Raw genomic sequence first — 14052 nt, 5'->3', positions numbered from 1 at the left:
TTTCAACGCTTGGTTAACCAAGCCGCTTTACGGTTTCGTAAGCATGATTTTCCTCACCTGAAAGCGACGCGCCCCGATGGCAGACACGAGTTTCCGGCTTCGCAGGCTTGCCGCCGCGCTCGGGCTTGCCTGCGCGGCGGCCGCCCTGTTCGCCGGGCATCAGGTGCTTGCGCAACAGACGCAATTGCCGCTGCGCGGTGATCTGCGCGAGGACCCCGCACGCGACCTTCTCACAGGCCCTCCGCTCGCCGGGCGCAGCGTGCTCGAGGAAGAGGCGGCGCGGGCTGATGCGGCGTATCGCCCATTCTCCGGGGGCGCGCTTTCGCCAGGCGAGCCTCTTGCAGGCGAGCGCGACCGCGCTGAAACGTCGGACGGCGAAGAGGTCGTCGACCCGTTCGCCGGGCAGCCAGCAATCGATCTTGCCCGGCCGCGGCTACGCGAAGGTCGCGAGAACGAGCCTGACCGCGGCGCGGAGCGCGCGGGCCCGGAAGGGCAGCTCGACGACACGGTGACCGCCACGGTGCCCCTCGCCGCCGTCGATTCGCTTGATCTGGAACGCAATCTGCGTATCGGCGCGGACGCTTCGCGGGTCAATTCGATCGAGATCAGGCGGCGCCTGCCGGATGACAATCCCTATGCGCCGATCGGCCTGCGCGTCGGCACCTTCGAGCTTTTCCCGTCGATCGAACAGGGATTGGGCGCGACGACGAACGCCAATGGCAGTGCGGAAGCCGAAAGTGCCGTCTATTCGGAGACCACCGCGCGGTTCGAGCTGCGCTCCGACTGGTCGCGGCACGAGGCGCGGCTGAACGGCTTCGGCATCCTCAGGCGAGAGCTTTCGGGCGCGGAAATTCGCGACACGGAGGCCGGGCTTGACGGGGAACTGCTGCTCGATTTCGCCGGCGGGTATGAGGGTCGGGCCGCGTTCAGCTATCTGCACCGGCCCGAATCCGCCTCCTCGCCGGTCGAACTGACGGCGGGTGCCTCAAGGCCCGACCGCGACACGCTCGCCGGCGAACTCGGCATCGGGCGCGAGGTGGCGCGGCTGCGCCTCGGCCTCACCGGCAACGTGACGCGCGACATGTTCTCCGACGCCGAGCTTGGCGACGGGACCGTGCTCAGCCAGGAAGACCGGAACTCGACGCTGGCGAGCCTCAGGCTGCGCACCGGCTACGAAGTCTCGCCGGCCCTCATCCCCTTCGCCGAGGTCGAAATCGGCCGGCGAACCTACGACAACCGCGTCGACGCCGCCGGCTTCGAGCGCTCGGCCGACCGGCTGGCGCTGCGTGGCGGCATCGGCATCGACATCGCCGAGAAATGGCGCGGCGAGGCCTATGCCGGCTGGCTCTCCGAAGACCCCGACGACGATGCGCTCGACGCCGTGTCGGGGCTGGAGATCGGCGGCAACCTTGCCTGGTCACCGCTGCGCGGGACCGTAGTCGACCTCAACGCGCTGACGACCGTGGAAGGGACGACGTCTCCGGGCGCAAGCGGCTCCCTGCTCTATGCGGGCAACCTGTCGCTGACGCGCGAACTGCGCGCGAACCTGACGGGAACGGCCGGGATCGGCCTCGACTATCGCGACTACGCGAATTCGTCCGCCTACGACATGACGTGGAACGGGCAACTGGCACTGACCTGGTGGCTCAACCGCTTTCTGGGGGTGACGGGACGGGCGCGATACGAGACCGTCACAAGCAGCGACGCGGGACGCGAGAGCGATACGGCAAGCGTGTTCGTGGGGGTTCGGGCGCAGAGATAGCGCGGCCAGCATTCAGGAGTCTTTTCTGAATTGACCCCCTCCCGGTATCCCTCCCCACAAGGGGGAGGGAATTCGTCCGCCTCGTACATGCCCATCAATGCGTCACCCGGCTCGAAGGGTTCGCAGGACGCCGGCGCTCTCCCTCCCCCTTGTGGGGAGGAATAAAGGGTGGGGGTCCCCTTCGCCCGACTCCCGGCACAGCCCCCGTTTAAGCCGCAGCCGTGCCCTCTAAACCCACCCCTGCAGTTCCCGGCGCACGATCGTCTCGATCACGGCCATCCCTTCCTCCGAGTCGTTCAGGCACGGGATGTGCGCGAACTTCTCCCCGCCGCCATGCTCGAAAATCTCGCGCACCTCGCCGTCGATTTCCTCGAGCGTCTCGATGCAATCGGCCGAAAAGCCCGGATTGACGATGGCGATCCGCTTCACCCCCTCCTTCGCAAGCCGCTCCACGGTCTTGTCCGTATAGGGCTGCAGCCATTCCTGTGCGCCAAAGCGTGACTGGAAGGTCGTCATCAGCCGGTCCTTGTCCCAGCCGAGCCGCTCGCGCAGGAGACGCGTCGTCTTCTGGCAATGGCAGTGATAGGGGTCGCCGCGCTCGAAATAGACCTTCGGAATGCCGTGATAGGAGGCGAGGACGATCTCCGGCTCGAAGTCGAGCGCGGCCAGGTGCTTTTCGAGCGAGCGCGCCAGCGCCTCGATATAGATCGGCTCGTCGTAGTAGGGCGGCACGGAACGAACCGTTGGCATGTGCCTGATTTTCATCAGCGCGCGATAAAGCTGGTCGTTGGCGGTCGCCGTCGTCGTCGCCGAGAATTGCGGATAGAGCGGGAACATGACGATGCGGTCGCAGCCCGCCTTCATCAGATTGTCGACCGCGCTCGCGATCGACGGCTGACCGTAGCGCATGCCCCAGTCGACGACGATCCGCTCGTCGCCGGAAAGCGCGGCGGCGAGCTTTTCGGCCTGGCCGCGCGTGATGGTGCGCAGCGGAGACTCGTCCTTTTCCGTGTTCCAGATTTTCCGGTAATTCGCGCCTGATTTGGAAGGCCGCGTTGTCAGGACCGCGCCGTGGAGGATCGGATACCAGATCGCCTTGTTGAGTTCGATGACCCGCGGATCGGACAGAAACTCTTTCAGGTAGCGCCGCATCGAGGAATAGTCGGTGCCGTCGGGCGTGCCCAGATTGGCGAGCAGGACGCCGACCTTCTTGGCCTTCACCGCCGGATGCCCGCTCGGAAGCGGACCGGTCGCCCGCGCCTTTTCACTGTCGATCGTCGTGTGCAGCGTCATCGCCGTCTCCTTGCCGCCCGTGCCGGTGCGGATGTCTGCCTTGAAAACCGTAGGTGACCGGAAGCTATGCGCTTCCGGCCGTCAATCAATACGGCGTCTGGCCGCAGCCGGATCGGCGCCCGCATCAAACGAAACGGGCCGCTCGAAGGCGGCCCGTTCATTCATGCCCTTGTGGCTCGTCAGTTCGCCGGGCCCCTCAGTTTGCCGGGATAGTCAGTTCCTGGCCGACATGCAGGCGGTTGGGGTTGCGCAGCTCGGGATTCGCCTCGGCGATTTCCCTGAAGCGTTCGCCATCGTTCAGATACTGCTCGGCCAGTTCCCACAGATTGTCGCCGGCCACGACCGTGTGCGTGCGCGGGCCTGCGTCTGCCGGGGTGGCCTCGATGGGGTCGGCCTCGTCTTCCATCGGAGCCGCTTCTTCCGTCGCCGGAGCGGCTTCGTCTACAGGAGCGGCATCCTCAGCCGGTGCTGCTTCCTCCATTGCCGGCGCGGCCTCTTGTGCCGGAGCCGCTTCGATCGGATCGGCTTCGTCTTCCATCGGAGCAGCTTCCTCCGTCGTCGGAGCGGCGTCTTCTGCCGGTGCGGCATCCTCAGCCGGCGCAGCTTCCTGCGTTGCCGGGGCAGCATCTTCAGCCGGAGCGGCTTCCATCGGGTCGGCTTCGTCTTCCATCGGAGCCGCTTCATCCGTCGCCGGAGCGGCGTCTTCAGCCGGTGCAGCTTCCTCGGCCGGGGCTGCTTCGGGCTGCGGGGTCGTCAGTTCCTCGGCCGAAGGCGCCGGCTCTTCCGACGCGTCGCTCGGCGCGGCCTCGTCGACGACCGGCTCGGTGGGCTCGGCCTGGGCGACGTCGGTGATGCGGCCGTCGAGCATCGGCTCGTAGGGGGCGTTCTCGCGCAGATAGTCGGCGACGACCATTTCGAGGCCCGGACCGTAATCATAGGCGTTCTGCGCATTGGTCTCGAACAGCTCGTAGCCGTCGCCGCCGCCGCGCATGAAGTTGTTGGTCGCAACGCCGTAAGTCGCCGCCTCGTCGAGCGCGACCCATTCGCCGTTCTCCTCGATCTCGACCGACTGGATGCGCCCCTCGTTCGGCGTGCCGTTCGGATCGAACGAGTAGCGGATGCCCGCCACCTGCGGGAAGCGGCCGGCGCCTTCCTCGATGCCCGAAACGCCGTGTTCCAGCGACGCAATGATGTCGGCACCGGTCAGTTCGAAGGTCGCGAGCGTGTTCTGGAACGGCAGGACGGCGAGCACCTCGCCCATCGTGATCTCGCCGGCGTCGATCGAGGCACGCAATCCGCCGCCATTCTGGATGACGACGCGCACGCCCTGGTCTGCCGTGCGGTCGAGCATCGCATCGGCGACGAGGTTGCCCATCGTGCATTCCTGCGTGCGGCACGTCTCGCGGCTGCCGTCGATGGCCGCCGTCGTCTCGGAGACGGGCTGGCTCATCAGTTCCTCGATCGGCGCGGCGAGTTCTTCCACACGCGCTGCGATCTCGGCATCTGGCTCGACGGAATTGTCGAGGAGGATCGTGTCACCGGTCGCCGCCGTGACGTTGCCCTCGTCATCGAAGGTCACTTCGAGCTCGCCGACATATTTCGAGTTGGCATAGGCGTGGACGATCGGTACGTCCGTGCCAGATGGGTTGGCGACCATCGTCGGATAGGCTTCGGCGCCCTCTTCCGTGTTGGAGAAGCGCGTGTGGCTATGCCCGCCCACGATCACGTCGATGCCGTCGACCGCCGCGGCGATCTCCTGGTCGCGCGCAAAGCCGACATGCGACAGCAGCACGATCTTGTTGATGCCCTCGCCTTCCATGCGCGAGACGGCATCGTTGAGATATTCGATCTCGTCGTTGAAGGTGACGTTCGGCCCGCCCTGCGAGGTCACGTCCGTATCGGTGGCCAGAACCGAAAGGATGCCGATCTTCTCGCCGCCCTTTTCGACGACCGCCCATTCTTCGATCTTGCCGGCAAGGCTGGTCTCGGCCTCGGCGACGGCCGTGTTGCCGGAGATCACCGGGAATTCGGCCGCGTCGATGAAGTCGGCGAGCACGGACGGCCCGTCGTCGAACTCATGATTGCCGACGGCCATCGCGTCGAAGCCGATCATGTTCATGAACTCGGCGGAATCCTCGCCCTTGTAGGTCGTGTAGAACAGCGAGCCCTGGAACTGGTCGCCTGCGTCCAGCACGATGACGTTGCCCTCGTCGGCGGAAAGAGCATCGCGCCGCTCGTTGATCTTGGTCGCAACACGCGCCACGCCGCCGAAGCACTCGCCCGCCGTCTCGTCTTCCTCCGAACAGGTCGCATCCGACGAATTGATCGACTGGATGCGCGAATGCATGTCGTTGATGTGCAGGATGGACAAGGTGTAGTCGGCAAAGGACTGGCCGGCTGAAAGGGCCAGCGTCGACACCGACATGGCCGCGACGAGGGTGAGTTTCTTCATCTTGCTTGACGCTCCCGGAGTGTACTTATCGATACCTGCCACGCGACCGTGACAGTCGTGCAAAGGCGTGTTGCTGAACATGTTCACACCTGCGCTGCGCCCGCGCAAGCGCTTTTGTCCCTCACGTGAGGGGTCGCTGCCGACGGTTCGCCCACCCTCAGTCGCAAAAAAGGGCCGCCGGACGGCGACCCTTTTTCATTCGCTCCCGCAAGCCGGCGTTACGAAACGCCCTGGCTGCGGATCAGCGAGAACTGGTTGCCGGCCTCGCCAGTACAGTTGAGCTGCCCGGCGCCCGCCATCTGGCAATTGACGCGCGAGGTCGTCTGGCGGATCAGCGAGGTCAGTGTGATCTCCACGGAACCCTGGCCGCGGTCGACATAGGTGCCTTCGGCGAGCCGGTTCCCTGTGTCGGTGGCCACCGTCTCGAACCGGCCGTTCGAGAAGCGCGAGATGGCGACGCCGTCGGTGCTCGCCCATTCGCCGTCGACCTGCGACGCGCTCATCTGCGGGGCCTGGATCATCGGGCGCGAGGCCATCTGGCCCGGCCCCGGTCCCATGCCCTGGCAGCCGGCCAGCACCAGCATGAGCATGGCCGTACCGGCCGAACCCCAAATTCGTGTCTTGGTCATGTTGGAAATTCTCCTCGTCCCCGAGCCTAAATTCACCGCTTTCGGCGGCAAAAGCAAGGCGTCGCACGGCGTGTCGCCATGCCGCCCCCGCCCCCTTAATGCTCAGCGGACCAAAATGTTGCGAAATTGCCAGGGATCGTTTTCGTCGATGTCTTCGGGAAAGAGCCCGGGCCGCCCGGCAAGCGGCGTCCAGTCCGTATAGTAGCCCTTCACCGGGCCGAGATAGGGCTTCTGGATCTCCAGGCACCGGCGGTAGTCCATCTCATCCGTCTCGACGATGCCGGCCTCGGGGTTCTCCAGCGCCCAGACCATCCCGGCCAGCACGGCCGAGGTCACCTGCAGGCCGGTCGCGTTCTGGTAGGGCGCAAGCTCGCGCGTCTCGTCAAGCGAAAGCTGCGAGCCGTACCAGTAGGCGTTCAGTTCGTGGCCGTAGAGCAGGACGCCAAGCTCGTCGATGCCGTCGGTCAGTTCGTCCTCGTCGAGAACGTGCTGCACCGACTGCGCCTTGCCGGCCGCGCCGAACATCTCGTGCAGCGACAGCACCGCGTCGTTGCAGGGGTGGTACGCGTAGTGGCAGGTCGGGCGGTATTCCGCCGCCCCGTCGATGCTCTTCACGGTGAAGAAATCGGCGATCGAGATCGCTTCGTTATGGGTGACAAGGAAACCGTATTGTGCACCGGGGGTCGGGCACCAGCTGCGAACGCGCGTATCGGCGCCCGGCTGTTCGAGAAAGACGCCGGCCTTGCAGCCATGGTCGTGCTCCTTGAGGTTCGCCGGCTTCCAGGTCTCGTGCGTGCCCCAGCCAAGCTCGGCCGGCTGCAGCCCTTCCGAAATGAAGCCTTCGACCGACCACGTGTTCCAGAACACGTCCATCGGCTTCGCCTTCTTGGTGCGCTGCGTGTCGCGTTCGGCGATATGGATGCCCTTGACGCCGACGCGCTGCATCAGCTTCGCCCAGCCTACGCGGTCGCCGACCGCCGGCTCGGTGAAGTTGAGCTTCATTTCCGTTGCAAGATCGACCAGCGCCTTCTTGACGAACCAGGACACCATGCCCGGGTTCGCGCCGCAGCAGGAAACGGCCGTCGTCCCGCCCGGATTGGCCGCCTTCTCGCGCCGCACGCTCTCGCGCAGCGCATAGTTCGTGCGCTCGGCATTCGATGCGCTCATGTCGAAATAAAAGCCGAGCCAGGGCTCCACCACGGTGTCGATGTAGAGAACGCCCAGTTCCCGGCACATCTTCATCATGTCGAGCGAACCCGTATCGACCGACAGGTTGATGCAGAACCCCTGCCCCTCGCCTTCTGTCAGATAGGGGGTGAGCAGGTCGCGATAATTTTCGCGCGTCACATGCTCCTGGATGAAGGGAATGCCGCGCTCGTCGAGCAGCGCCTTGTCCTCGTCGCGCGGGTCGATGACCACGAAGCGCGACTTGTCGTATTTGAAGTGACGCTCGATCAGCGGCAGCACGCCGCGTCCGATAGAACCGAAGCCAACCAGGACGATAGGTCCGGTGATTTCACCATGGACGGGCCAGTTGCGTTCTGCCATTCGAGGCGTCTCCTTCGTGATTGATGACGGATTGCTAAACCACAGATCGCGCCACGCCGATAGCCATCAATGCGGCAGTGGCGTGTCAGTTGCGTGAAATGGCCTGGAGCGCCGAAACCAGCCGATCGCGATCCTGCAAGAGACCCTTATAGGCAAGCTGATCGTGGTCCATCGCGCCAAGCTGCCCGGCGAACCCGTCCGCCACGCGCCGATGATCCTCATGCGCAGCGATCCGCGCCAGCGGGTTCAAATAAATCCGTATGGAGAAGAGGATGTCGCCCGTTTGCGGCAGCTTGCGCAGCGTCTGTCGCTCGACGCGGATGAATGCGCGCGCGGCCACCTCCTGTGCGGAGAGTTCGCGAATGCCCTCGCCGGCGCGGTCGATGCGACTTGCGTGGGACAGCGGGTGATAGAGGTCGGGATTTCCCTGCAGCGACCAGTTCATGCGCTCGACCGGATTGCCCGGCTGCAGCTTGTCGAACATCCGCGCGATGAGTTCGGCCATCCGCGTGCCGCGCCCGAATTGCGGCACCGGCTGGTGGATGTCCTCCAGCGCGCGGTCGTACTTTTCCGTCAGCGACCAGGACGAGGGAAAGCACAGCGACGCGGCGACGAGCCGCCAGCCATCGACATCCTTGCGCATCAGGACGAGGTCTTCCTGAACCAGATGCGAGGCGATCTTGAGCGGCGCCGTACCGTCTGCAAGCGCAACCACACGTTCCCCGATCCGAACCTGGCCGTCCTCGACCACATGCGTGCCGCCATGCCGTTGGGCGAGGTTCTCGACGATCAGGTCGAGCACTTCCTGCTGGGCCGCGCGCGTGTGGGCGCGCTCGGCGAACACCTTCTCCGGCAGTTCCGCGTAAAGCCGGTCCTTCTCCGCCAGATAGGGCTCCAGCGCCTCGTCCACCTCCAGCCAGGTAGCGAGGTCGAGCGGCTTCAGGCCGATGGTGAAGGGCTTGGCCGACCCGTCGAAGGGCGTGTATCGCATTCAGTCTCTCTCCAGTCGCGCCGCGATCAACCCGCGCAGCGAGTTGCCGACGAAGACCGCCCGCGCCCGCGCAATGTCGCTTGGCAAAAGCCGTGCTTCAACCGCCTTGCCTTGGTCCAGAAGTTGCGCCCGCAGCACCCCCGGCAGCGCGCCGGCCTCCACTGGCGGCGTCGCAAGCACGCCCTCGCCAAGGTCGAGAAAGAGATTTGTGATCGTCCCCTCGGCAAGTTCGCCTTCGCCGTTGAGCAACAGAACCTCGTCGATGATCCCGGTCGGAAACTCGCTGCGCGCCTTGGCGTAGACGGCACGGCTATCGGTCTTGTGGCAGCGCAGCGGATCGGCGGCGTCGAGCCGCGTGCGTGCGATGGCGAGATGCCACATCGCATTTTGGGGCAGCGCTGCAAAAGGCGTGGTCGTAAGCCCGATTACGCCATCCGCCCGAAGTTCCAGCCGCACCCGCAGCGCCTCGTCGCCGTCAATGCCGTCCAGCAGCTTCTGCGCATTCTGCCGGTCGAACACAAAGCCCAGCGCGGCGGCCGACCTCTCCATGCGATCCAGATGCCGCGCGCGGCGCGGCATCGCTCCATCCGCCTCGCGGCGCATGGTCTCGATCAGGGCGTAGCCGGCGGGCTGCCCGTCGCGAAGCGCGCTTTCAGGAGGCATTCGGCATATTCCCCTTCCGCCGTGGAATCGAAGACGACACCGCCGCCGACATTGTAGACGGCCTCGCCCGACGGATAGAGCGAGAGGGTCCGGATCGCAACGTTGAACCGCATCCGGTGACCGGGCGCGATCCAGCCGACCGCGCCGCAATAGACGTCGCGCGGGCCGTCTTCCAGTTCGCGCAAGATTTCCATCGCGCGGATCTTCGGCGCGCCGGTAATCGACCCGCAGGGAAAGAGCGCGGCGAATACATCGGCGATGGTGAGCCCCGGTCGCAGCTTCGCGCGCACCCGGCTCACCATCTGATGCACCGTCGCATAGGTTTCGACGCTGAAAAGGTCTGGCACGTCGAGCGTCCCGACTTCGCTGATCAGCGAGATGTCGTTGCGCAGGAGATCGACGATCATCCGGTTCTCGGCCTGGTTCTTCGGATCGCCGGCGAGGAAATCGCGCTGGCGAGCGTCCTCCTGCGGCGTCGCACCTCGAGGTGCCGTGCCCTTCATCGGCAGCGTCTCGATCCAGCCGTCGCGCGCAACGTCGAAGAAGAGTTCCGGCGAGCGCGAGACGACAACCGGCCCGTCGAGTTCGACCAAGGCCGAATGGCGCACCGGTTGCCGGGCGGCGAGCTGGCTGAAGATCGCGAGGGGATCGCCCTCCCACCGGGCAACGACCGGAAAGGTCAGATTCGCCTGATAGCTGTCGCCGGCGCGCAGGTGATCGTGAAGCTTGCGAAAACGCGTGGCATAGGTCGATGAGGACCATGACGCTTGCGCGTCGAGGATCGCCGGCTGGGCATTCGAATGCGGCCGGAAAACCCCGAACGCGTCACCCTCGAACGGCCCCTCGAAGACGCCGAAGCACAGGAGAGGCGCACGGCGGTTCTCGGGTAGCAGTGGGCGCAGTTTCGGCTCGAGCAGATAGCCGGCTTCATAGGAGACATAGCCGGCCAGCCATTTGCCCGCTTCCCGCGCCGCCTGCGCCTCCTCGATCGCGTGAAGGAAGCCCTTTTCGTCCCAGGCGGCGATCAGTCGTTCCGGCTCGGCAAAGAGCAGTTCGCGCCCCGAAAGATCGTCGCGGAAAAGCGCGAAGCCGCGATGTGACGATGGCGTCATTTGCGTGCGCTGCCAAAACCCCGCGCGTCGATCGCGTCGGCGATGTCCTCGCCCATTTTGAGCGTGCGCACGAGAAGCGGCACGGCGAGCGCGACGAGGCTGCCGTCGAGACCACGCGCCCGCTGCGCCTCGCGCACCTCCGCGCCCACGGACGCGATCAACGGCAGGAACCGCAAGGCAAGCGAGAGCGCGAGACTGATTTTTTCGACATCGACGCCAAGCCGGACAAGTGGCTGCAGTCCGGTCTCGATCGCCGCCATGATCGCCGAGGACGGCGTCGTCAGCGTCACGAGACCGGCGAGAAGCACGAGCGCGCCAAGCCGCATCCCCATCGCAAACGCCGCCGCCCAGCCGTTCAGCCAGGCATGAGCCGAGACGAGAATGATCATGACGATCAGGAGTGGTCGCAGCACCGACCAGAGGTCACGGAGCGTAAGTCGCGCCACAAGGTAGAGCGCGATCGAGACGGAGAGCGCGGCCGCCGTTCCAATAAGGCCCGTGACGAAAAAGAGCCCGGTTCCGGCAATGGCAAGCGCCGCCATCTTTGGCCCCGCCGCGAGACGGTGGATCGGACTGGTTCCGGGCCGGTAGGCGGAGATCATCCCATCAGGCCTTCATAGTGGCGGATCGCATCGAAGGGATTTCCGTCGAAGACGAGCCCGCCTTCGTCGAATACCAGCGCGCGGTCGAAATCGGCGACGAGATCGAGGTCATGCGTCACCACGATCGCCATCTCGTCCAGTTCCGAAATCGTCCGCGCGACGCGCCGCTTGTTGCGCAGGTCGAGCAGCGTCGTCGGCTCGTCGAAGATGATGATCTGCGGTTCGAGGATTGTCACGCCGGCAATCGCGACCATCTGCTTTTCGCCGCCCGAAAGCCGGTGCGTCTGCTCCTTGGCGAGGTGGGAAAGTCCAAACCGGGCAAGCCCGGCCTCGACCCTTCGCGCGATCTCGTCCTTCGGCAGTTTCCGGTTCTTCAGACCGAATGCCAGATCCTCTTCCACGACGGGATAGACGATCTGGTTGTCCGGGTTCTGGAAGACGAAGCCGACCTTGCCGCGCACCTCCTTGCCGTCGCGTTTCGTGTCGAGCCCGTCGACCAGGACGCTGCCCGTCGTCGGCACCAGCAAGCCATTGATCAGGCGCACGAAAGTGCTCTTGCCAGACCCATTGGCGCCGATCACGGCGATGCGCCGCTCGACGAGTTCGAGGCTGAAAGGCTTAAGGACCTCGCGCTCGCCGAAGCGGTGGCTGACGCCGGAAACGCGAATCATGCGCGGCGGGGCGCCTCGATCAGCGGATAGGACTTGCGCACCGTCACCGCCACCGTCGCCGCGATCGCGGCCTTGATCAGGTCGCCCGGAATAAAGCCGATCGAGCCCGCCGCGGCTTCGAAATAGGAGAGCCCGGTCGTCAGGCTGATCCAGGCGATGCCGATCGGATAGAGGACGAGGATACCGCCGAGTATGTTGATCCCGAGCGCCTGGAAGAAGCCGAGATTGCGCCAGAAACGCTCGCACAGAAGGCCGACCACGAAGGCGACCAGAATCCACGAAACGAGGAAGCCGCCGCCCGGTCCCGCGAAGACCGCGAAGCCGCCGCGCCCACCGGCCAGAAGCGGAAGGCCCGCCGCGACGAGGACGAGGAAGAGAGCCAGGGCCAGCGAACCGCGCTTCGCACCGAGCACGGAACCGGCCAGCATCGCGCCCATCGACTGCGCCGTGATCGGCACGCCGACGACCGGCAGCGTGAACGGGGGGAAAACTCCCAGGGCTGCGGTGAGAGCAGCGAAAAGTGCGATGAAGACGATGTCTTTGGTGTTCATTGTGGTCCCGTTTCAGAAAATTCCGGCTCGTTCCGGCCGATTTTGAGCTCGTTCGTTACGCCTTTGCGGCAAAATCTTCAACGCGCGGATAAGTCCGGCGGCAACCTGTCCACATCCCGCGAGTTCATGGTGCCGAAGGGGGCCTTGCCATGACCAAGCATTTCGAAACCCCCGTCCGCCTCACCGACGGCCGCAGCCTCGACTCGCTCGACGATGCCATCACCGCCCTGTCCGACACCGGCTGGCCGCAGCGCGGGCCCCGGCATGACGAGGCGCTGGACATCTGCCTCAAGGTCCGCGACGGCCACCGCTCACTTTCCGAAGGGCGCATGGCGGTCGAAATGGCAGCACAGGAGGCAGGCAATCTCGCGCCTTGAAACCTAGATGTGCAGGGCGTGGCCGAGCGTACGCAAAGCCGCTTCCTGCAAGGCTTCGCCCTGCGTCGGATGAGCGTGGATCGTGTCAGCGATGTCCTCCAGCCGCGCGCCCATTTCGAGCGCCAGGCCGAAGGCGGCCGACAGTTCCGAGACGCCGCGCCCGACCGCCTGGATGCCGAGCACCAGATGGTTGTCGGCCCGTGCCACGACCCGCACGAAGCCCGTCTCGTCGGCCATCGACATGGCGCGGCCATTGGCGGTGAAGGGGAACTGCGCAGACTTGATCTCGCGCCCCGCAGCCTTCGCCTGTTCCGGCGAAAGGCCGACCGAGACGATCTCGGGATCGGTGAAGCAGACGGCGGCGATCGCCACCTTGTCCCAGCTCCGTTTGTGTCCCGCGACGATCTCCGCGACCATCTCGCCTTGCGCCATCGCGCGGTGGGCGAGCATCGGCTCGCCGGTCACGTCGCCAATGGCGAAGATGCCGCGCATGGAGGTGCGACACTGGTCGTCGATGCGCACGAAGCGGCCGTCCATGTCGAGCACCAGTTCCTCGCGCCCCCAGTTCTCGGTCGCCGGCTTGCGCCCGACCGTGACGAGGATCGCGTCGGCCTCGATCTTCTGCTCTGCGCCGTCGCCGGTTTCGACCAGCAATGCCCCGGTTCCAGAAAGGCCCTTGGCCTTCGCCGACAGCAGGAGCTCGATGCCGAGATCACCGATGCGCTTTTCGACCGGGCGCACCAGTTCCTTGTCGTAGACCGGCAGGATGCGGTCCAGCGCCTCGACGATCGTGACCTTTGCTCCGAGCTTGGCGAAGGCGGTGCCCAGTTCGAGCCCGATATAGCCGGCGCCGATGACGGCGATTTTCTCCGGCAGCTCCGTTAGCGACAGCGCTCCCGTGGAGGACATGACCTTGCCGCCGAAGGGCAGGTTCGGCAGCTCGACCGACTGCGAGCCGGTCGCAATCACGATGTTCTCGGCGCGGATGATCTGCGTCCCGGTCGATGTCTCGACCTCGACCGTCTTGCCGTCGCGAAACCGCGCCCGGCCTTCGACGCTCTTCACCTTCGCCTTTTTCAAAAGCCCGGAAACGCCGGTCGTCAGACGGCCGACTATGTTGTCCTTCCAGCCGATGGTTTTCTTGAGGTCGATCGCGGGCGTGGAGAGCGAGATGCCGACCGGCGATGCGCCTTTGGAGGCCTCCGTCGCGATGTGGAACTCGTCCGCCGCGTGAATGATGGCCTTCGACGGGATGCAGCCGACATTGAGGCAGGTGCCACCGGGGCGCTTCTCCTCGACGATGACGGTGTCGATGCCGAGCTGCCCGGCGCGGATCGCGCAGACATAGCCGCCGGGCCCGGCGCCGATGACGAGCAGCTTGCAGGAGATGTCTTTCATGTG

General features: G+C 65.4%; 13 protein-coding genes. 2 read left to right on the top strand and 11 right to left on the bottom strand.

Features of this window, described 5'->3' with window-relative positions; translation table 11 throughout:
* Positions 1-76: 76 nt before the first annotated feature.
* Positions 77-1762, top strand: coding sequence for an outer membrane beta-barrel protein (locus GTK01_RS05930; RefSeq protein ID WP_252924938.1), 1686 nt, complete (start codon positions 77-79; stop codon positions 1760-1762).
* A 228-nt stretch (positions 1763-1990) separates the two neighbouring features.
* On the opposite strand, the gene hemH is transcribed toward GTK01_RS05930, so the two are convergent.
* From hemH to GTK01_RS05880, 10 genes are all read right to left on the bottom strand, one after another.
* Entirely contained in the window at positions 1991-3055 is a 1065-nt protein-coding gene (gene hemH, locus GTK01_RS05925) for a ferrochelatase (RefSeq protein WP_252924937.1), read from the bottom strand.
* A gap of 196 nt (positions 3056-3251) precedes the next feature.
* The gene (locus GTK01_RS05920) at positions 3252-5507 is read right to left on the bottom strand and encodes a 5'-nucleotidase C-terminal domain-containing protein (protein ID WP_252924936.1); all 2256 of its coding nucleotides are present in this window, start codon (positions 5505-5507) and stop codon (positions 3252-3254) included.
* A gap of 218 nt (positions 5508-5725) precedes the next feature.
* Entirely contained in the window at positions 5726-6136 is a 411-nt protein-coding gene (locus GTK01_RS05915) for a hypothetical protein (RefSeq protein WP_252924935.1), read from the bottom strand.
* 102 nt (positions 6137-6238) lie between these two features.
* The gene (locus GTK01_RS05910; protein ID WP_252924934.1) at positions 6239-7684 is read right to left on the bottom strand and encodes a homospermidine synthase; all 1446 of its coding nucleotides are present in this window, start codon (positions 7682-7684) and stop codon (positions 6239-6241) included.
* 85 nt (positions 7685-7769) lie between these two features.
* Positions 7770-8675, bottom strand: a complete 906-nt coding sequence (locus GTK01_RS05905; protein ID WP_252924933.1) for a DUF3445 domain-containing protein — start codon at positions 8673-8675, stop codon at positions 7770-7772.
* Positions 8676-9338 (bottom strand): aminotransferase class IV family protein, encoded by a 663-nt coding sequence (locus tag GTK01_RS05900; RefSeq protein ID WP_252924932.1) that lies wholly within the window; start codon positions 9336-9338, stop codon positions 8676-8678. It lies immediately after the preceding gene.
* Entirely contained in the window at positions 9287-10450 is a 1164-nt protein-coding gene (locus GTK01_RS05895) for an aminodeoxychorismate synthase component I (protein ID WP_252924931.1), read from the bottom strand. Before GTK01_RS05895 ends, GTK01_RS05900 begins: the two co-directional genes overlap by 52 nt.
* Entirely contained in the window at positions 10447-11052 is a 606-nt protein-coding gene (locus tag GTK01_RS05890; RefSeq protein WP_256483607.1) for an energy-coupling factor transporter transmembrane protein EcfT, read from the bottom strand. The genes GTK01_RS05895 and GTK01_RS05890 overlap by 4 nt, the downstream gene beginning before the upstream one ends.
* On the bottom strand, positions 11049-11723 hold the full coding sequence (locus GTK01_RS05885; RefSeq protein ID WP_252924929.1) for an energy-coupling factor ABC transporter ATP-binding protein: 675 nt from the start codon (positions 11721-11723) through the stop codon (positions 11049-11051). Before GTK01_RS05885 ends, GTK01_RS05890 begins: the two co-directional genes overlap by 4 nt.
* Positions 11720-12274, bottom strand: a complete 555-nt coding sequence (locus tag GTK01_RS05880; RefSeq protein ID WP_252924928.1) for a biotin transporter BioY — start codon at positions 12272-12274, stop codon at positions 11720-11722. The genes GTK01_RS05885 and GTK01_RS05880 overlap by 4 nt, the downstream gene beginning before the upstream one ends.
* 149 nt (positions 12275-12423) lie before the next feature.
* Between GTK01_RS05880 and GTK01_RS05875 the strand changes: the two genes are divergently transcribed.
* Positions 12424-12651, top strand: a complete 228-nt coding sequence (locus tag GTK01_RS05875; RefSeq protein WP_252924927.1) for a DUF982 domain-containing protein — start codon at positions 12424-12426, stop codon at positions 12649-12651.
* A gap of 3 nt (positions 12652-12654) precedes the next feature.
* On the opposite strand, the gene lpdA is transcribed toward GTK01_RS05875, so the two are convergent.
* Positions 12655-14049, bottom strand: a complete 1395-nt coding sequence (gene lpdA / locus GTK01_RS05870) for a dihydrolipoyl dehydrogenase (RefSeq protein WP_252924926.1) — start codon at positions 14047-14049, stop codon at positions 12655-12657.
* Between the last annotated feature and the right edge of the window lie 3 nt (positions 14050-14052).

Source organism: Aliihoeflea sp. 40Bstr573 (genome assembly GCF_024105655.1).
In the GTDB taxonomy this organism is placed as follows: Bacteria; Pseudomonadota; Alphaproteobacteria; order Rhizobiales; family Rhizobiaceae; genus Aliihoeflea.
Note: the sequence above shows the minus strand (reverse complement) of the source record. Positions and strands in the feature narration are given on the sequence as shown.

Bases quoted from the DNA above. Each gene is read 5' to 3' on its own strand.
- GTK01_RS05930 (WP_252924938.1), top strand. From the start codon at position 77: ATGGCAGACACGAGTTTCCGGCTTCGCAGGCTTGCCGCCGCGCTCGGG.
- hemH (WP_252924937.1), bottom strand. From the start codon at position 3,055: ATGACGCTGCACACGACGATCGACAGTGAAAAGGCGCGGGCGACCGGT.
- GTK01_RS05920 (WP_252924936.1), bottom strand. From the start codon at position 5,507: ATGAAGAAACTCACCCTCGTCGCGGCCATGTCGGTGTCGACGCTGGCC.
- GTK01_RS05915 (WP_252924935.1), bottom strand. From the start codon at position 6,136: ATGACCAAGACACGAATTTGGGGTTCGGCCGGTACGGCCATGCTCATG.
- GTK01_RS05910 (WP_252924934.1), bottom strand. From the start codon at position 7,684: ATGGCAGAACGCAACTGGCCCGTCCATGGTGAAATCACCGGACCTATC.
- GTK01_RS05905 (WP_252924933.1), bottom strand. From the start codon at position 8,675: ATGCGATACACGCCCTTCGACGGGTCGGCCAAGCCCTTCACCATCGGC.
- GTK01_RS05900 (WP_252924932.1), bottom strand. From the start codon at position 9,338: ATGCCTCCTGAAAGCGCGCTTCGCGACGGGCAGCCCGCCGGCTACGCC.
- GTK01_RS05895 (WP_252924931.1), bottom strand. From the start codon at position 10,450: ATGACGCCATCGTCACATCGCGGCTTCGCGCTTTTCCGCGACGATCTT.
- GTK01_RS05890 (WP_256483607.1), bottom strand. From the start codon at position 11,052: ATGATCTCCGCCTACCGGCCCGGAACCAGTCCGATCCACCGTCTCGCG.
- GTK01_RS05885 (WP_252924929.1), bottom strand. From the start codon at position 11,723: ATGATTCGCGTTTCCGGCGTCAGCCACCGCTTCGGCGAGCGCGAGGTC.
- GTK01_RS05880 (WP_252924928.1), bottom strand. From the start codon at position 12,274: ATGAACACCAAAGACATCGTCTTCATCGCACTTTTCGCTGCTCTCACC.
- GTK01_RS05875 (WP_252924927.1), top strand. From the start codon at position 12,424: ATGACCAAGCATTTCGAAACCCCCGTCCGCCTCACCGACGGCCGCAGC.
- lpdA (WP_252924926.1), bottom strand. From the start codon at position 14,049: ATGAAAGACATCTCCTGCAAGCTGCTCGTCATCGGCGCCGGGCCCGGC.